16 protein-coding genes are annotated in these 19,597 nt (G+C 44.8%); 1 reads left to right on the forward strand and 15 read right to left on the reverse strand.

The genetic code is table 11. The annotated features are described in order from the left end of the window. Window positions 1–487: 487 nt before the first annotated feature. The gene (locus CVN76_RS17600) at window positions 488–2,080 is read right to left on the reverse strand and encodes a long-chain-fatty-acid--CoA ligase (protein ID WP_100532344.1); all 1,593 of its coding nucleotides are present in this window, start codon (window positions 2,078–2,080) and stop codon (window positions 488–490) included. Window positions 2,081–2,319: 239 nt separating this feature from the next. Beyond that, window positions 2,320–2,763 (reverse strand): MarR family winged helix-turn-helix transcriptional regulator, encoded by a 444-nt coding sequence (locus CVN76_RS17605; RefSeq protein WP_061141490.1) that lies wholly within the window; start codon window positions 2,761–2,763, stop codon window positions 2,320–2,322. Window positions 2,764–2,886: 123 nt separating this feature from the next. Between CVN76_RS17605 and CVN76_RS17610 the strand changes: the two genes are divergently transcribed. After that, window positions 2,887–4,071: an MFS transporter gene (locus CVN76_RS17610; RefSeq protein WP_100532345.1), complete on the forward strand. Its 1,185-nt coding sequence runs from the start codon at window positions 2,887–2,889 to the stop codon at window positions 4,069–4,071. Window positions 4,072–4,218: 147 nt separating this feature from the next. Here CVN76_RS17610 and CVN76_RS17615 read toward each other — a convergent pair whose 3' ends face one another. The 13 genes from CVN76_RS17615 to CVN76_RS17680 all read right to left on the reverse strand — a co-directional run bounded on the left by CVN76_RS17615 (window position 4,219) and on the right by CVN76_RS17680 (window position 19,597). Next, a complete protein-coding gene (locus tag CVN76_RS17615; RefSeq protein WP_100532346.1) occupies window positions 4,219–5,262 on the reverse strand; it encodes an oxidoreductase in 1,044 nt (347 codons plus the stop codon). Between the two features lie 53 nt (window positions 5,263–5,315). Further along, entirely contained in the window at window positions 5,316–5,747 is a 432-nt protein-coding gene (locus CVN76_RS17620) for a DUF1801 domain-containing protein (protein ID WP_100532347.1), read from the reverse strand. Window positions 5,748–6,175: 428 nt separating this feature from the next. After that, complete coding sequence (nagE, locus tag CVN76_RS17625; protein WP_100532348.1) at window positions 6,176–7,651, reverse strand: N-acetylglucosamine-specific PTS transporter subunit IIBC; 1,476 nt, start codon at window positions 7,649–7,651, stop codon at window positions 6,176–6,178. A 391-nt stretch (window positions 7,652–8,042) separates the two neighbouring features. Then, complete coding sequence (locus CVN76_RS17635) at window positions 8,043–9,281, reverse strand: exo-beta-N-acetylmuramidase NamZ family protein (RefSeq protein WP_232732312.1); 1,239 nt, start codon at window positions 9,279–9,281, stop codon at window positions 8,043–8,045. Further along, window positions 9,278–11,239, reverse strand: coding sequence for a glycoside hydrolase family 3 protein (locus CVN76_RS17640; protein ID WP_100532350.1), 1,962 nt, complete (start codon window positions 11,237–11,239; stop codon window positions 9,278–9,280). Before CVN76_RS17640 ends, CVN76_RS17635 begins: the two co-directional genes overlap by 4 nt. A 138-nt stretch (window positions 11,240–11,377) precedes the next feature. Beyond that, the gene (locus CVN76_RS17645) at window positions 11,378–12,397 is read right to left on the reverse strand and encodes a MupG family TIM beta-alpha barrel fold protein (RefSeq protein WP_100532351.1); all 1,020 of its coding nucleotides are present in this window, start codon (window positions 12,395–12,397) and stop codon (window positions 11,378–11,380) included. Beyond that, entirely contained in the window at window positions 12,394–13,761 is a 1,368-nt protein-coding gene (locus tag CVN76_RS17650; RefSeq protein WP_100532352.1) for a PTS transporter subunit EIIC, read from the reverse strand. The genes CVN76_RS17645 and CVN76_RS17650 overlap by 4 nt, the downstream gene beginning before the upstream one ends. A gap of 35 nt (window positions 13,762–13,796) precedes the next feature. After that, window positions 13,797–14,654, reverse strand: a complete 858-nt coding sequence (locus tag CVN76_RS17655; RefSeq protein WP_100532353.1) for a MurR/RpiR family transcriptional regulator — start codon at window positions 14,652–14,654, stop codon at window positions 13,797–13,799. A gap of 15 nt (window positions 14,655–14,669) precedes the next feature. Beyond that, window positions 14,670–15,578, reverse strand: coding sequence for an N-acetylmuramic acid 6-phosphate etherase (murQ, locus tag CVN76_RS17660; RefSeq protein ID WP_100532619.1), 909 nt, complete (start codon window positions 15,576–15,578; stop codon window positions 14,670–14,672). Between the two features lie 354 nt (window positions 15,579–15,932). Beyond that, window positions 15,933–17,114, reverse strand: coding sequence for an ABC transporter substrate-binding protein (locus CVN76_RS17665; RefSeq protein WP_100532354.1), 1,182 nt, complete (start codon window positions 17,112–17,114; stop codon window positions 15,933–15,935). Between the two features lie 19 nt (window positions 17,115–17,133). Further along, window positions 17,134–17,841: an ABC transporter ATP-binding protein gene (locus CVN76_RS17670; RefSeq protein ID WP_061141500.1), complete on the reverse strand. Its 708-nt coding sequence runs from the start codon at window positions 17,839–17,841 to the stop codon at window positions 17,134–17,136. Then, a complete protein-coding gene (locus CVN76_RS17675) occupies window positions 17,834–18,598 on the reverse strand; it encodes an ABC transporter ATP-binding protein (protein WP_100532355.1) in 765 nt (254 codons plus the stop codon). The genes CVN76_RS17670 and CVN76_RS17675 overlap by 8 nt, the downstream gene beginning before the upstream one ends. A gap of 3 nt (window positions 18,599–18,601) precedes the next feature. Continuing rightward, window positions 18,602–19,597 carry a branched-chain amino acid ABC transporter permease gene (locus CVN76_RS17680; protein WP_100532356.1) on the reverse strand — a complete coding sequence of 332 codons (996 nt, stop codon included), beginning with the start codon at window positions 19,595–19,597 and terminating at the stop codon, window positions 18,602–18,604.

A 19,597-nucleotide genomic window follows, 5' to 3' on the forward strand; every position in this document is an offset into this window, starting at 1 on the left:
ATCATTCCAATCATTGCTATAAATAAAATGAAATGGTCTATGTTGTAGATGGAAAATACGTTTCGATCAGCTATCTTTACATCCTGGTGATAAAATATGGACATAAAGAAGTAAGTATTAGCAATCATGGCTACTAATGCCCATTCAGGAAAAATGATAGCGACACACCAAAAGGGAACAACCTGGTCAAGCATTGTAAGTACTCTTGTGTTTGCAGATGGCCCAACTGTAGCACTTACATCGGCACTAACCGCCAGTCCTAATAGTTAAATAGCAGCATATCATTCCAGAAAACGCGCTTACGGTCTATGCGAGTGGTAAAAAGCCAGATTTATCAAAAAACCTTTTATTTATTACACTGAACCCAACCTTTCCTTTAGAAGCCCCAATTTGTCGTGGAAACTGATACAAGCATTCCTCCCAAATAGAATGCAAGAAAAAAACCAAACATGCTGCTTCCATAGCATGCTTGGTTTTACTTTAGACATTAATTCACCTTTTTTGTTCCTTTCCAATGGATTTCCCTCAGACGGTACTTTTGCAGTTTGCCTGTTGCGGTTTTCGGAAGGTCTTCAACGAATTCAACGGTTGTAGGCGCTTTAAAATGAGCCATTCGCGAGCGGCAAAAGGTAATGATCTCGCTTTCCGTCACAAGGGCGTTATCTTTCAGGACTATCACTGCCTTTGGCGTTTCACCCCATTTATCATGAGGAACGGCAATGACCGCTGCCTCCAATACATCAGGATGCTTATATAAAATCCCTTCAATTTCAGTTGAGGAAATATTTTCACCACCGGATATGATCAAATCCTTAGCCCTGTCCTGAATTTCAATATATCCGTCAGGATGGGTCACGGCCAGATCACCTGTATAAAACCAGCCGTCCCTGATCGCTTCTGCCGTCTTCTCCGAATCTTTATAATATCCTTCCATCACGACATTGCCACGTGTAATGATTTCCCCTAACTCCGTTCCATCCCAGGCAACTTCTGCCCCTTCTTGATTGACGACCATCGTCTCCCCATTAAAAACCAATTCAATGCCTTGTCTTGCTTTTATCATCGCTTGTTCGTCCGCTGATTTGGCGTCATATTCACCCTTCCATTCATTATATAGGATGAAAGGGGATGTTTCTGTCAGTCCATATACGTGGATCATATTCAAGCCAAGGATCTCCTCTGCTTTATGTATGAGGGCGGCTGATGGCGGGGCTCCCGCCGTTGCCATGCGCGGACGCACCTTGATATCGGTTTCCTTTGCCCCAGGTTCATTCACCAGCATATTGACGACTGTCGGTGCGCCGCATAATAATGTAATTTTGCATTCTGAGAATAATTCAAGAATTTTTGGGGGATCCACTTTTCTTAAACATACATGGGTCCCCCCAGTGGCCGTAATCGCCCATACGCCTCCCCAGCCGTTGGCATGAAACATCGGTAGGGTATGGAGGTACACATCATCATGCTTCAATGTTAGGTGATAAATGAAATTGGCCGCATTCAGGTAATTGCCGCGATGGGTCAACATGACTCCCTTTGGTTTTGAGGTCGTGCCACTCGTGTAATTTATCGTCAATAGCTGATTTTCATCAATATCTGCCACGGGCAGGCGATTTCCGTCATTTACATGCTTTAAGAAATCCTCATAGTCTATTCCGGCCAAATCTGTTTCATGGCCATCTACAGGAACAATAATGATCGTCTCCATTGATAGGTTCGTAACGATTGTCTCGATCGGTGCTGCAAATTCTGCATCGACTATTAACATTTTTGCATCACTATGCTTGATGATATACTCCAAATCGTCAGCAGAAAGCCTGTAATTCAGGGGCACCATTACCGCACCCAATTGACAGATCCCATAAAAACATTCCAGCATATGATGCGTATTCGGCAGCATCACGGCAATATGATCTCCTTTTTCAATTCCTGAAACGTGAAGTGCCAGGGAAAGCCGATCGACACGCTGCCCGAATTCCATGTAGGTAAACTCTTTCTTTCCATCTATGACAGCCACTTTATGAGGATAATATTTCACGGCCCTGCGCTTCCAATCCATTGGGGTCAATGGTGAAATCATTAAAACCAGCTCCTTCATCCGATAGTATCACTGACCGATTCGCCGCATCATGAGTCACGTAAAAAACATGGAATCTTCTGATTCATATTCTATTTCGGATTGGCATATCCTCCTTAGATCGAGGGAGAATTCACGAAAACTGTAAGGAATTTCAATTTAAATACATTCAATATTCAGATTATTAACATTGTAAAGCAGCACCCACTTTTCATAGCACTGCTGTCTTTATTGGAAGACCTTTACTGTTCCTCTATACAAGATGACACATGGTCGGTCAGCTTTCCGACAATTTGTTTTAGCCTCACCGTTTCCTCTTCATTCAAAACGCCATAAAAGTCGTTAAAAATTTTGGTGAAACACCGGTTTATGGAATGATAGGTTTCTTTCCCGATTTCGGTGGCTTGGATGTAAACGACTCGCCGATCATCCTCACTGTGGCATCTTTCAATCAAATTCTTCCGTTCAAGCCTGTCAATCAGCGCCGTCCCGGCTGCAGGCTTGATGTTTAAATGATTCGATATGTATTTTACAGCCAAGGATTCATTTAAGACAATTAGCTGCAATGCGCGATACTGGACGGATGTTAAATCGTATTTCACCAATGACGGTTCGATCAATTCCTGGGAGAGTCTGCTTAACTCCTTGATTTCTATATGCAAATCATACAATTCACTTGGATTCATGTTTGACAATCCTTTCTTATTGACAACTATCTATCTTAAACTATAACATAATTAACGTATCGAAAAATTAACCATGCGAATTAAAATGGTTACTGATTTTAAAGAGAGAGAGAGAGGCTGTCCATGTCAGCAGAACAAAGAAAAAAGATCATAATCCTTATGATCAATATGTTTATAGCAATAGGAAGTTTCGGCATCATCATTCCTATTTTACCAGCGTACCTTGCTTCCATTGATCAAGGGGGAACCGCCGCTGGTCTTATGATTGCCATTTTCGCGGGGGCACAGCTTATTTTTTCCCCAATTGCAGGAAAATGGACCGACCTATACGGCCGCAGGAAAATGATCATATACGGACTGGTTGGATTGACATTATCGATGTTCATTTTTTTCGCCGTCAATTCGATTTGGTTATTATATGCTTCCCGTGTCATCGGCGGGATCGGAGCAGCCTTGCTTATTCCCGCAATTTTCGCTTATGTGGCGGACATCACCACATTCGATCAACGCGCAAAGGGCAATAGCTTAGTTTCTGCAGCCATGTCCCTGGGCATTGTCATCGGTCCAGGAATCGGAGGGTTTTTAGCGGACTTTGGCTTGAAGTTTCCCTTTTTAATTTCTGCTCTTGTATCACTTTCAGCCGTGGTATTTTCGATTTTCGTTTTAAAAGAAAGTGAAACGGCACAGATTGCCTCTGCTCCGGAGAGCAATGACTCAATGGTTCGCAAGATTGCCTTATCTGTAAAAATGCCCTATTTCATTCCTCTTATCATTACACTTGTAATGAGTTTTGGTTTAATGGCATACGAATCCGTAATTGGTCTTTATCTTGACAATCAATTCGATTCCAGTCCAAAGGATATCGCCGTCATGGTTACAGCGACCGGTATCGTCAGTGTAATCGTCCAGCTATTTGTCGTCGACCGGATTGTTCGCCGTTTCGGGGAAGTCAATGTGCTGAATATTTTTATCAGTGTAGCGGCCATCGGTTTCCTTCTATCCCTTTTCGCTTCAAGTTACCTGACTTTCTTTTTAATCTCACTTATCATCTTCCTATCCACATCCATCTTGCGTCCTGTACTCAATACATTGATTTCGAAAATGGCTGGAAACGAACAGGGCTTTGCGATGGGAATGAATAATGCGTATATGAGCATTGGTAATGTCCTTGGACCCACTCTTGCCGGATTAATGTATGATATCCATATTACCTATCCGTTCATGTTGGGACTTTTCCTCTTGATCATTACATTATTGATCACCATGTCTTGGAACAAACGCTCTCATCATGCGAAAGCATTATCGTAGATTTGAAGATTCATGCCTAAAACCCCGAATTTGCATTCGGGGTTTTTTTGAACGTGAAGCCGGAAAAAGTGGCCGCATCTCCTAAATTGAAAGGAAACACGAACAGCCATCATCCGCTTCTTTTGCCTCGGTTGTGGACGAAATGTCTCAATTAATATATACGACTTTCTTGCTTTTACTGCTTTCAAAGGCCGCATCAATGATTCGAATAACCGCCAGTCCCTCTTGAGCCGTGACGGGAGCTTTTTTCCCAATCAGGATACTGTCGGCAATTTCCTTGTAAAAGTTTAAATAAGAGCCATGTATGGTTTGGATCGTTTCATGTTTCACGTTTTCGCCTTCGATCGTAACCAGCTGGCCATAGTTTTCAGGAACATCGGCCCCCCAGGAGCTATCCAGCGGTTTTTTACCCTCGCTTAAGGCCTGCTCCTGGCCATCAATACCATATTTGATGAATGACCCTTTATTGCCATGTACCTGAAACCTCGGTCCATTAACCGGAACGATCGAACCAGAATGCAGGATGACCCTCAGCTTTTCATATCCCAATAGGACATGAAAATAATCATCCGTTTCCGCATTCTCCTTTTGGGCAAATACATCTGCAGAAACGAATTGTGGCAATCCGAACAAATGCAGGGCTTGATCTATGAGATGTGAGCCTAAATCATAAAGCGTTCCTGATCCGGGGCCTGGCTTCTCCCTCCATCTATCCCTGACAGCCGGCCTGAATCGATCATAATGAACCTGGTATGTATTGATATCACCAAGCACGCCATCATCCAATAATTTTTTGACCGTCAAAAAATCATTATCCCATCTCCGGTTATGGTAGACACTTAAAAGCAGATGTTCTTCCTCGGCAATCTTGATGAGGTCCGCTGCCTCCCAAGTTTTCACTACCATCGGTTTTTCCAAGATGACATGCTTTCCAGCTAATAAACTTTGTTTGGCCATTTCATAATGCAATCCGCTCGGTGTCGTGATAACCACCAAATCGATCGATTCATCTTCGAGAATGTCCTCCAAGCTGCCGACCACTTCCACGTCCTTCAAGTCTTGTCGGACCTTTTCCTTTTGGGAGCTGACCACTTTCGCTATATGAAATTGCTCTAAAACACTTAATAAAGGTGCGTGAAATGTTGCACCTGACAATCCATACCCAACGATTCCCACTTTAATTTTTCCCATTACCTATCCACTCACTTTCTTTATCCTTAAAAAGAGTTAAACCAGACCCGGAATTATTTCACTTCTTCATTCGGATATGTTTCTCTCAAAAACTTTACAGACTGATTTATGAATTCTTTCAATACATCAAGCTCGATATCTGCTACTTTATTGATGTACACACAGCCTTTTCCAGCAGTGTGCTTTCCAAATGAACGCAACAGTTCCTCCCTTTGGTTCTCTTCCAGGGAAAAGTATAAACTGATCTTTGCTTTTCGAGGTGAAAAGCCGACAAGGGGGGCATCTCCTTCGTGACCGGATTCATATTTGTAATGATAGCTTCCGAATCCTATGATGCTCGGTCCCCACATCTTGGCTTCAAGACCTGTCGTTTCCGTAAAAACATTTAATAGTTCGTATGCGTCTTCACGCTTTTTCGGATTATCGACATTCTCGATGAACTCAATGACACTGGAATCCGTTTCTTTTGTTTTCGGTTGATACAAGATCGGTACCTCCCTTATACTGACAATCTTAAAATCCAAAACTATGGCGGGATCGAGTTTACATTTTATGTATGCTGCTAAAGTTAAGACAGAATGCTATGCAAGGCAAATGAATGGAAACGGTTCTATACATCAAGTTATGATAATGATAAAACCCCTTCCTTACTAATTCTCCTCCCTTACATGCAATTCCTTTTTTTCAGACCCTTACTCTATTATAGAACATTTATTATTTTTATTCTAATCTCTAAAAAGCCCAAATCAGGTTTCCTCACGATTGAAAATTGCCTCTTCCCCATATATTCCTCATAAAACCTCTACGATCAGAAAATCTGTGTACACTTCATTCTGATCGTAGAATAACCACCCTAGCGCCATCCAAAAACCACCAGCTTCATCCATGCAATTTCATCAGGCAACTCCAAGGGCTATCTCTTTCGGATCTTTTCGATTTCTTCAGCTATGAATTGCACCTGAGGCCCGACAATGACTTGTATGCTTTGGGGACCGACAACATTGATTCCCGCAATTCCAGTCGATTTGATTTTGCTTTGATCGACCGCTTCCATATCCTCCACTTCAACTCGTAGCCGGGTAACGCAGTTATCGACAGAAACTACATTGACGTCCCCACCCAGTCCCTCGTAAATAGCTGAAGCGATCCTGAAAAATTTCCTTTCATTCTCGTTGTGCTCGATCGCCCCACTGTCCGCTTGGGCCTCTTCTTCTCCATCCCGTTCATCTCGGTCATCTTCTCTGCCAGGGGTCATTAAATTGAACTTGGCGATTAAAAAGCGAAATAAGAAATAGTAGATGACAGCAAAAGCAAGGCCTTGAAGGAGCAGCATATAAGGTTCATTTGCCAGTGGCAATCTTGAGCTTAAAACGAAATCAATAAATCCTGCGCTAAATCCAAATCCTGCTGTCCAGTGGAACGTTGCGGCAATCGCCAATGAAATTCCGGTTAATAAGGCGTGCACCACAAATAGCGCAGGAGCAACGAACATGAAGGCAAATTCCAATGGTTCTGTAACTCCAGTAAAAAACGATGCGAATCCTGCGGCAAGCATTAATGAAGCCACTTGTTTCTTTTTCTTTGATTTAGCCGAATGGTACATCGCAAGCGCCGCTGCGGGCAAGCCGAACATCATGACGGGAAAGAAGCCGGCTTGGTACATGCCTGTCGTCCCCTTTGTCCCTGTCCCCGCCCAGAAATTTCCGATATCGTTAAGTCCGATCACATCAAACCAAAATACGGAGTTTAACGCATGATGCAGTCCAGTTGGAATCAACAGCCGGTTGAAGAAGCCGTAGAGCCCTGCACCAGCCGCACCTAATTCACTGATCCCCTCCCCGAAAGCAACTAACCAGGAGTAGATAAGCGGCCATACGAAAAATAAGATAAGCGAAACGAGCAGCATCGCAACCGCCGTGACGATGGGCACCAGTCTTTTGCCACTGAAGAAAGCGAACGCATCTGGGAGCTCGACCTTACTAAAACGGTTGAACATGGATGCAGCCACAAGCCCAGAGAGAATTCCGATGAATTGATTATTAATGTTCCCAAAAGCGGGATTCACTTCATTTGCATCGAGACCCTGCAGCATCGCTACCGACTCCGGTGAAAGCAATGTCGTTACGACCAGAAAGGCTACAAGCCCGCTCAAAGCGGCTGAACCATCCTTTTCCTTCGACATCCCCAAGGCAATCCCGACAGCAAATAAGATCGACATATTAGTTATGACCGAGGAACCGGCCTTGATCAAAAAAGCCGCTAACGGACTTCCCGCCCCCCATCCTGTCGGGTCAATCCAATAGCCTATTCCCATCAAAATCGCTGCTGCTGGCAAGACGGCTACCGGAAGCATCAAGGACCGACCAATTTTCTGAAGGTATTGTTTCATCGACTCTCCTCCTGACAATTATCGATTTAGGGTAAAACCCATATTCTATTAGACAACCGTTCCTTCCATTTTAGAACTTGATTTAATGAATTAATGTTACTCCAGACTAATGCAATAGCCATTTATACTTCACGCATGAAATGAATAAAGCCTTCAGAATGATGGGTTCACGCATGGTAAAAGTGCGTGGCTCCGGGACCGCCGCCGAAAGAAACCCCTTGCTGGAGATTGAAATATCACAAGCACATCCTTCGAGCTGCGGGCAATCAGGGTTATATCTTAATTCGAATGTAACGGTCAAGGTATAACACCATAAAAAAAACTGCAGGTAAACTCCTTAATACTAAAGGGTTTGCCTGCAGCTTGAGATAAGTTTATACGAGATTTTCTGTTATCTATAAAGCAAGTAATTTTTACGAACCTTTTTAAATGCATCTAAATCATCCTGATACTCTTGCATGATTTCATTTACAGACGAGCCTTCGTCAATTTTCCCCTTTACCCAGCCATTTCCGATCAATAAATTAAAATTGTTGGCTTGCAGGAACTCAAAGTCATCCGGATATAGATCATGAATGGTCTTGATGAGATGAAGTCCTGTTGGTACTGCCTTGAATTTCTTTCGATCGGTAACATAGATTTCCACTCCATGGCTAAGCTGACCTGCATGCTTGGAAAACATCGGTGTAAATGAAGCTCCTCTGAATTGAACGCCAGGTAAGCGCAAAGCATTCAATTTCCCGGCAAGTACATCTCCGTTTATATAAGGAGCACCAATCAATTCGAATGGTTTGGTCGTTCCCCTGCCTTCCGAGACATTCGTTCCCTCGATCAATCCTGTAGCTGGATATACGAATGCAGTCGATACTGTGGGCATGTTTGGCGATGGCAGGACAAATGGGAGCCCTGTCGCGTCATAATCCATGTCCCGCTTCCAGCCTTTCATCTTGATGACCTGGAGATTGGCACCAATTTTGAATTCCTTATTGAATAACGTGGCAAGTTCGCCTAATGTCATGCCATGCTTGAGTGGAATCGGATACATTCCCACGAACGATGAAAATTCCTGCTCGAGCACGGGTCCATCAACAGCCTCACCGCCTAGCGGGTTTGGACGATCCAGCACGATAAAAGGGATATCGTTCTCTTTCGCCGCTTCCATCGCATAAGCCATCGTATAAATATAGGTGTAATAGCGCGTTCCTACATCCTGGATATCAAATACTAACACCTCAACATCTTTTAACATTTCAGAAGTTGGCTTTTTCGTTTTTCCATATAAGCTATAAACGGGCAATCCCGTTTTTTCATCTACATAAAAGTCCACACTTGCACCTGCTTGCGCATCTCCGCGCACTCCATGCTCGGGACCAAATAAGGTAGTCAATTGTATATCCGGATCGTCATGAAGCAAATCGACGACACTGGTTAAATGAGAATCAATGCCCGTTGGATTCGTTATCAATCCCACCTTCTTTCCTTTTAAAAGCTTCTTTTCTTCTTTTAAAAGAACTTCTATCCCAGGACTGACCTTTTGTTTTTTCTCCTCCTTTACAGCGGTAACACTTTTTGAGGAAGAGAGGCAAAATGCCAACAAGAAAACGGCCAATACGATCATCGTCTTTTTCAATTTGCAACCCCCTTCATTTTTAGTGGTTTGCCAGAATTCACGTCTAATCCATATCCAAATTCATAAAGCTTTTCAGATGGATTGATCACTGATGGTATATCGACCGGCAATGTGCCCCGAGGCTTTGAGGCTCCAAAAATTGCCGATATGCCTGCCGGAATATTAGGCTGCCTATATCGCCCGTTGGAGTACCCTTTATAACCGTAGACGGCAAGCACCGCTTTCGCTTCTTCGAAGTTAGCGACATCGTAAGGGTTCCTCAAACTCATCACAACCAATTCCTTACCTTTTTTGTTTGCATCATTCATCACTGCTCTTGGGAAAGCCGTTGCCCACCTTTTTGCATCTTGAATGCTGTCATCGATCGCTCCATCCTTGACAACCGGATCGTTTTTGACAATATAGGAACCAATTATGACATAATCCGCTTCATTGATGAGTCGGACCGCTTCATCCGTAAATGTCTTTCCCGAATAGCTCATGCTTGTCACCTGAACTCTCTTCATCTTCTTTTTATCAGCCAATTCTCGGATGCTTCTTGTCAAGGATTCAACTTGATCATCAAAGGGGGCAAGAACTAAAACCTTATCATTTTTCCTTGGTTTGAAGGGGAGGGTTCTTTCTTCATTTTTCAATAGGGTCGTAGCATCCTCCGCCATTTTCCTTTCCTTTTTCGAATGTTCAACACTTCCAACCACTTGTAGTGCTCTTTTGATTTTTTTATCAAGCGGAGGAGCTGTAGCGCTTTTATCCAGTATCCCCCTTCTCACTTTCAGCTCAAGTATTCGTGCTACTGAGTTATTCACTTGTTCCAAAGGGATTTCCCCGTTTTCCACGGCTGACTTCACCGCATTGAAAACGGAGGTTAAATTTTTCTCCATGTCGAGCGAATTCACCTGTGCCGGCATCAAAGCAATATCGACACCTGACTTAATGGCTAGCACCACGGCCTCCTCCTGGCCGAAATTGTCTGCAATGGCCAACATATTCAGGGCATCCGTCACCACTACGCCGTCATATCCCATCTCTTCACGAAGAAGACCTGTAATGACCTTATCGGAAAGCGTAGCGGGAACCATGATTTTTTGTCCATCTTTTTTACTGGTATACATCGTATCATCGAACGCAGGAAACTGAACATGAGCCGTCATCATCATATCCACGCCGGCATCGATGGCTTTTTGAAAAGGGACCAGCTCGATGGTACGCAACCGCTCTTTATCATGAGCAACAAGGGGAAGGCCATAATGGCTATCCACAGCGGTATCCCCATGACCAGGGAAATGTTTGGTCGTTGCTATCATGTTCTGCCTTTGCAATCCTTTTATTGTCTGGATGCCAAGCTTCGATACGAGTGACGGATCCGAACTGAAGGAACGGACGCCAATCACCGGATTACTTGGATTATTATTAACATCGACCGAGGGGCCGAAATTCACATTTATGCCAAGAGACAACAGTTCCGATCCAATGATTGCTCCGGTCTGATAAGCATAATTCTCCTTCCTTGCTGCACCAAGGGCCATGTTCCCAGGAAGATTCGTTCCCGTCTGAAGCCTGGTTACGATTCCGCCCTCTTGATCGATCGTGATGAACAATGGAAGGTCCGGGCTTGCCTTTTGCAGGCCATCCGTGAGCCGAACCGTTTGTTCGGTGTCGACAACATTTTCGGCAAACAAGATTACACCGCCTAAATGGTATTTTTCAATGATGCTTGCAACCTCGGAGTTCATTTCAATAAACCCAGTGGCTTTCCCTTCCCCTTGTTTCTGCCAATTGCGAAAGTCCGGCATGAGCATTTGACCTATTTTTTCATCGAGCGACATGCTCGCTATCATTTCATCTATGTTCATTACGGGCTTCCCTTTCACTGATTCCTCAGCAGCGCCATGCCCTCCGAGAAGGGAAATAATCAAGAGAATGGCGAATCCAGCAGTGAACGTTTTCCGAATGATCATCAAGGCTTCCCCCTTTATCTTTTTCAGATCTTATAAAGATCCTGAAAAGAAAGTAGGCAGCTTCCGGTATCCCCTCAGCCGCCTATCTTTAACATGCCCCCAAAACAAAAATTTCCCAAGGTTCATTGTTCTCTGGAACTATTTTCGTCCTTCATTTACCAATACTAAGGAATGACAAGGTTTTAGAAAGGCCAGCAAGGGGAGGTCCTCTTCCACGACTCTCCCTATTACATTGACCCGGTGATCAGCCTGCAAATCCCGTTTGCAAATTTGAATTTCTCCCCGATATCGTCCATATTCATCATTATCCATCGTAATGGCTCCAAGACTGCGTCCTACCGTATGATTCGGCTCAACAGACGCAGTCACGCGGGTATTTTGCAGCCTGAATACATCTCGAGATACATCCGGCCTCAATTTATAGCGTCCGCTTGGCAAGCGTTCGGATTCCATTCTTACAGATAAAATATTCTGACTTTCATAGGTAGATAGATTCTGAAGCAAATTCCCCTCCGTTCCTTGATCCCCAACAAACACGGCATCTACATGGGAGAGCAGGTCAACGCCGGCAGCGTAAGGATTCATGAACCTGTGTTTTTCAAGTGTCGGGAGTCCAGCATGCAATGGGCCCCGCTTATTCCCTGAACCAGGGATGAATGCATAGATCGGTATCCCATGTTTTTTGAACATTCGATTTTGTTCATGAAAGAATGCTTCCACAAGGCCCGTTTCAGGTCTTGGATAAAAATTATGCCATGCAATAAGACTTTGCGGTTCCATCCCGCTTTCAAGTACGGCCAGCAACTCCTCTTCATTCAGCGTGCTAGCATTCAATGAAAGGGAAAACACCTTGGATAAAGCGGTTATCGTGTCCATGTCGAATCCATCATCAAGGCGAATCCCTTTCACACCCAATGGCGCTAAATCCGTAAATTCAGCAATACCCAAATGATCAAGCGTCTTTAAAGAAACATCTGCATGAATGTCCACCCCCAGAGTCTGTGCTAACTTCAATAGCTCGCACATCCTCCCGACAAGCTCACCTTTTTCTTCAGGAATATGAAGCGAGGTAAAAGCTCGCCCCACCCCTAGGTTGGCAGCCTGGATGATTTGGTTTGCTGCATCCGGATCTTGCAGATAAAAGGAAATCCCTATCATTTGAATTCAACCGCCATTTCATCTTTGAATCCGAATAAATAGGTGAAAATGAATCCAGCTGCATAGGAAAGGAACAATCCAGCCAAGAACAGGAGAATCTGGTTTGCATGCACTAAAAACGTAAGCGGCAGTCCCGATACGCCTATCGCCGACGTAGCAATCCCGAAATGTGCTTGAAATGCCCCGCCCACCCCTGCTCCTAAACAGGCGGTCAAGAAAGGCCTGCCAAGTGGAAGTGTCACCCCGAATATAAGGGGCTCGCCGATACCTAGCAGCCCTGAAGGAAGTCCTCCGCCAATTGCTCTTTTAAGGCTGGCTTTTTTCGTTTTCATGTAGATGGCAAATGCCGCCCCCACTTGACCTGCACCGCCCATGGCTAAAATAGGGAGCAGTGGATCATCTCCAATCGAATTGATCAATTCAAGGTGAACAGGTGTCAACCCTTGATGTAAACCAGTTATGACAAGCGGCAGGAATGCAGCACCAAGCACGAAACCTGCCACGACACCGCCAAAATCCAAGAGATTCAGTAATCCGGAGGTAATGGCATCCGATAAAAATCCTCCGACCGGCATAAAAACGACGTACGTGACAATGCCTGTGATCAACAGGGCAATGGTTGGCGTCAATATGATATCGAGAGATTGAGGAATGAATTTCCTGACCTGTTTTTCCACTAACGCTATGAAAATGGCAGCAAAAAGGACGCCGATCAAACCGCCACGGCCCGGGAGCAGGTTTTCACCGAATAATGAAATATCGCCGACTGCGGGATTGATGACCAATATTCCCGCGACTGCACCAAGTGCAGGGGATCCTCCGTATTCCTTTGCCGCATTCGTCCCGACCAAAATCCCCAAATATGCAAATAACCCCGATCCGATGACGGTCAATGTAATCGCCAGTTGTGATTCTGCCGACAGCCAGCCCGCTTGGACGATCGCTTTCGTAATTCCTGTAATCAAACCTGACGCGACCAATGCAGGAATTAGCGGAATGAAGATGCTTGCGATTCTGCGTAAAAATAGCTTAAGCGGTTTTGCGTTTTTCCTATTAATCTCTGATTTGTTCTTTGAAGCCATTTCTTTCAAGTTTAAATCCCCTGCAGACGCAAGAAGTTTTTCAAACTCGGCATGAACCTTGTTCACCACACCTGGGCCGAGCACAATTTGGATCGTCTCCTCTTCAATGACGCCAAGAACGCCTTCCGTATCCTTTATGTCCACCATGTTCACTTTGGAACGATCGATTGGCAGCACCCGTAATCTGGTCATGCAATGTTCAGCTGTGGCAACATTCCCCCGTCCGCCCAATTTCTCCATTAATTCTTCTGCTAAACTGGCATACCTATCTTTCTTGGTCATACCGAAGTCCCCCCTTTGTATAAACTATGAAAGTTTCATTTATAACCATCCGTCATCGATTTGATGGCAGCTCTAGTCTTATCGATATATTGGACGGTCGCTTCATATTGCTCAGAAGCCATCCCTAAAAACAAGATGTCAATCAAATATAGTTGTGCCAATCGTGAGGATGTTGCAGCACTTCTAAATGGCGCTTCATTCGAAAATGATGTATATAGTGAGGCATCGCATAACGAAGAAACTGTCGTTTGACCAAAATGAGTCAGCCCGATCGTCTTCACTCCCCGTTCTTTTGCAAGCTTCAGTATATTGATCACTTCAGGCGTCTCCCCGGAGAATGAGATGGCAAAAACCACGTCACTTTCCTCCGCATTGGCGATTAGTGTTGCAACTAAATGCATGTCTGTAAAAGCGGTTGCCCCTTTATTGATGCGGAGCAATTTTTGCTGAGCGTCGGCAGCAACGATATTGGAGGCACCGACACCGCAAAAGTGCACGGTTTTAGCATTTAGCATCAAGGCAATTGCTTGTTTGAGATTGTCGTGATCGATGATCTCAGATGTGTCCCGAATGGTTTGTATCGAATTGCTCGTCGTTTTCTCGACAATTCGATACAGCGATTCAGAGGGCTCGATATCCCGGTATCCTTGCTCAACGTTCTTCATCAAATCTCCGGCAATCCGGATTTTCAAATCTTGAAATCCCTTTATACCAAGCGATTTACACAATCTGATAACGGCAGCTCCACTTGAATTGGCGGAAGTGCTCAATTCCTGTACCGTGCTGTTCACCACTTCATGAGGATTCTGAAGAATATATTCTGCCAGTTTTTGTTCTGATTGCGGAAGCTTGTTCAGCATCGTCTGTATGATCGCTAATCCTCCAGTAGCCATTGTTCGCTTCTCTCCTTATATTTCGCCGATCGAGATGGCCTTTCTGACATCTCCATCAGCTTTTTCTAGTAACTCCATTGCCTGAACATAATCACTTGAAGTTTTGATCATGACAATCGCTGGTTTAACTTGATTATTTGCCTTTTCGAGCATTTCCATGGCGTGATCATAGTCTGCATCCGTCACCGTTTCAATGATGCGGATGGCACGCTCCTTCAGTTTTTGATTGCTTACATGTACATCCACCATCAGATTTTCGTACACTTTTCCCATCCGGATCATGGTTGCCGTTGAGATCATATTGAGCACCATTTTATGTGCGGTTGCCGCTTTCATTCTCGTGGACCCCGTTAAAACCTCTGGACCTACGACCACCTCAATTCCCAAATCCGCAGCTCCTGTTATGCTCGCGTTTTTATTGCTTGATAAAGCAACCGCTTTGGCGCCCATTCTTTTGGCGTAATGCAAGGCCCCCCTCACATAGGGGGTACGCCCGCTTGCTGCAATGCCGATCACCGTATCATCCGCTGTAAGGGCCACCTTGATTAAATCCCGTTCTCCAAACTCTTCTTTATCCTCTGCTCCTTCAATGGCATGAACGTATGCCTTGTTTCCCCCCGCGATTATTCCTAGTACCGTTTCAGGAGATGTGCTGAATGTCGGCGGACATTCAACAGCATCGAGGACACCGAGCCTTCCGCTCGTTCCGGCTCCTATGTATATGAGCCTTCCCCCTTTCTTTAAAGATTCGCAAGCCCAATCGACCGCCGTTTCAATCTCCGGTAACACCTCCTGCACGGCAACAGCCACTTTTAGATCTTCCTTATTGATTGCTGAAATGATATCCATCGTATCCATGCGATCGATATTCATCGTCCCTTCATTCCGCATTTCAGTCGTTAATGAATGCAAGTGCTCTTCCATAGGCAAATTAGATCCTCCCATTACTAGTTGATTAAATATAATTTCAACTTTTGGTAGATAATCCTGAAATTATATTTTATATTATATTCAATGATAACGTTTTCATGACCCGGTGACAATATTTTTTTGAATAATCACGAAATAATGTGAATTCTCAATAAACAGTTTTCTCCGTGCGGCAAACCTCGTTTTTTTCCATGCACATCATTTCTCTGCTAATCTTTCTCTTATCCGGATCCGATTACTCCCTCCCTTCTATTAGAAAACAAAAAACGTGTGCCTGCCCCCCCTGACAACAATCAGAGGAGCCAAGCACACGCTTTTGAAAAGTTCCATCAAGTTAAGTGGATATCCTTATCGAATGGGCACGACTTTTCCGTCTTCCACGGCACCTACGACAATGGTCGATGCAAATCCGCCGTGTTCATCAATGGAAGGTATGTCGTAGATTTTTTGTTCCGGAGCTAAATTTGTAAGACCATCTTGCATATGCTTACGGATGGCCTGAGCATCATCCACACTGCCTGCTGCTTTCATCGCTTCGACAAACGCATGCATGGCGATATAATTCAAGCCTACTTCCGAGCTTGGATCTTCCTTATACTGCTTTTGATAGTTCTTTACGAAGGCAGGCACTGCCTCTTCATCAGAATCTATCAGCGGCAAAACGCCGATCGAGCCTTCCAATGTTTCGTATGAACCGGCAATCGGTTTCATTTGATCAAGCTTTGCCTGGTCCATGATGATGAAACCGCCTTTAAACCCCAGCTCCCTAGCTTGCTTCGCCACTTTTGCGGTAGGCTCGGACGCACCACCGATAAACAGCACATCAGGATCTTTCTTCAGTGCGTTCGTAACGATCGTAAAGAAATCGGTCTCTTTTGCGAAATCGATTGAAGAGTTATATACGACCTTTCCCCCTTGCTTTTCCCAATATGGAAGTATCGCTTCGGTCCAGTCTTTTCCATATTGCGAAGATGTCGGCAAAGCGGCTATTTTCTTGCCGAAGTGTTCCATTGCATAGGATGAAAAAGGTTCGATATAGCCTTCGTAATTGGGAGGTATCCGAACGGTCAAAGAATTACCGCTTTCGGTTACCGATGGTTCACTCGTATAAGCGCCAATGATGAATTTTTCTTGTTCATTAAAGACCTGCAGTGCCAGCACCCCTCCGCTGTGCGGCGTGAAGATGATGGGCGTATCATACTCCTGAACCAATCGTTTCGCATTCGCCCCTGTTTCATTCGGTAAGTATTTATCATCGAGCGATACTAGGTTCAGTGTGTATTTTTTACCCTTCACTTCAAATCCGCCTGCATCGTTAATTTCTTTAACGGCCATTTCAACACCATTTAGAGTCCGCTTCCCATATAGCGCAGCGGCCCCGCTTAATGGACCACTGAACCCAATGTTCACGACGTTGCCTCCTTTCCCTTTATTGCCGTTGCTGGATGCTGGGCTATCCCCTTTATTGCATCCAGCCAAAACAGTCATGATTAGCAGCAGTAGAACGAATGATGCTGTTAGCTTTTTCATAAAAATCCCCCTTCTTTTTTCAGGCCCCGATATATGCTTTCTTCACTTCATCATTAGCCAATAACTCACTTGCTGTGCCTTGAACGACAATTTCCCCATTTTCAAACACGTATCCTTTTTTGGCGATGCCGAGGGCAGCATTCGCATTTTGTTCAGCAAGCAGGATCGTGATCCCTTCACGGTTTATTTCTTCGATGACCTGAAACATCTGCTCGACGATAAGTGGCGCAAGTCCAATCGAAGGCTCATCGAGCATCAATAATTTTGGCTTCGACATCAATGCCCTCCCTATTGCCAGCATTTGCTGCTGGCCGCCGCTAAGACTTCCCGCTTCATCTTGGTGCTTTTCCCGTAAAATCGGGAATAAATGATAGACGTATTCCAAGGAGCGCTTGATATCATCCTTTTTCTTTCGATGCACATAAGCTCCCATCTTCAGGTTTTCCTGGACGGTCATCTGGGGGAACAGTTTACGCCCTTCGGCACACTGGACAATCCCCTCCCGCACATTCCTATCAGGTGCCCTCCCCCCTATTGGAATGCCTTGAAAGTGGATTTCTCCGCGGGAAAGCTTACTGATGCCGCTGATGGATCGGAAAGTCGTACTCTTCCCGGCACCGTTAGCTCCCAACAGGACGACGATTTCTCCTTGCGCAACCTCGATATTCACATGTTTGATTGCAGTGAAGCTGCCATAAGCTACGGCTACATCTGTTAACTTAAGCACTCGCACTACCTCCCAAATAGGCTTTGATTACCGCATCATTTCCGCGGATTTCCTTAGGTGTGCCTTCGGCAATTTTTTCCCCGTAATTAAGGACCATGATGTGATCTGCCAAGTTCATGATCATATGCATTTTGTGCTCGATTAAACATACGGTCAGTCCCGAACGATTTAATTTTTTAATCAGTTCTGTCAATCCTTCCGTTTCATCAGGGTTTATGCCCGCAGCCGGTTCATCCAGAAAAATTATTTCCGGTACGGTTGCAAGGGCCAGGGCAATCGCTGTCCGTTTCTTTTCTTCCTGAGAGATGCCGGCCACGATTTTGTCAGCAGATTTTGTCAGCCCGACAACATCGAGTGCCTCCATTGCCTTTTCCCTGCATGCCGCTTCCTCCCGCTTTAACCGTTTCGTCCTAAAAATGGCATCCGCCAGATTGGATTTGGTTCGAAGCCTATGTCCGATGATGACATTGTCCAATACGGTCGATTGATCAAAAAGGCTTGTCGATTGAAAGGTTCTTGAAATACCAAGTGCCGCTATTTCATTCGGTGGAAGCTTCGTGATATCGATCCCTTTAAAAAATACCGTACCGGAACTGGGCCGGTGAAAACCACTAATCAAGTTAAAAAAAGTGGATTTCCCAGCACCATTCGGTCCAATAATGGCATTGATCCTTCCTTTTTCAATGATGAAATCCACTTGATTGACCGCTGCCAAGCCGCCGAAGCGCTTTGTTAAATTCTTAGTTTCAATCAGCAAAATTCATCCCTCCTCCGCTTTTATGTGCATATCGGCTCTAACCATGGACAATTTTTTATCCTTTCGCTTTCTTTGCCATTCAAAGGCGGCCCCGGCGATACCCCGTGGATAAAAGATGATGATCAACGTAAGCAAGGGACCGAATATCAACATTCGATATTCTTGCAGGAATTGCAGATTCTGAGAAAGGATCACCAGCAATAATGTCCCTACCAATGGGCCCGATAGTGTTCCAATTCCTCCAACCAGCAAATACATCAACAAATCGAACATAATGGCCGTTGACCCGATATCAGGTCCGATGAATCGAATGAAAGAAGCATACAAGGCACCCGCAAGCCCGGCAAAGAATGTAGATAAGACAAAAGCCGTTAGTTTATTCTTCATTGTGGAGATGCCAATCGTCCGGGCAAGATCCTCGCTGTTCCTGATGGCGATCAAGGTCCTCCCCGTCAACGAGTGGATGATCCGATACATGATGACGATCACGGCGATCAGGAAAAGGAGAACGAGGTAATATTGTGATGCTGCCGTATCAAAGGTGATTGGACCGATGCTGCCTGGTGCCGGGATGCCGATAAGGCCCCTGACTCCTTCCGTAAGCCCCTCCCATTTATCAATGACAAGGTAAATGATATACCCTACGCATAGCGTATAAATCGCGAAGAAATGCTCTTTTGTCCTAAGTGCGATCAATCCGATCAAAAGGCCGATCACACATGTAATAACACAGGCTCCTGCAAGTGCCATCCAAAAGTTCATTCCCGCCTTCACGGTCAGGAGTCCAAGCGAGTAGGCTCCGATCGCAAAAAATCCAGCATGCGCAAGCGAGAGATAACCGGTATACCCGGATAATAAATTGATCCCATAAACGGCTATCGCCCATATGAATGAAAGAGTCAGCATATGGAGGTAATAGTCGTTTTGCGCGATATATGGAAATGAAAAAGCAAAGATGATCAGGGTGATCAATCCATTTCGTTTCGTCAATATCTTCAT

The organism is Bacillus sp. mrc49 (genome assembly GCF_002803435.1).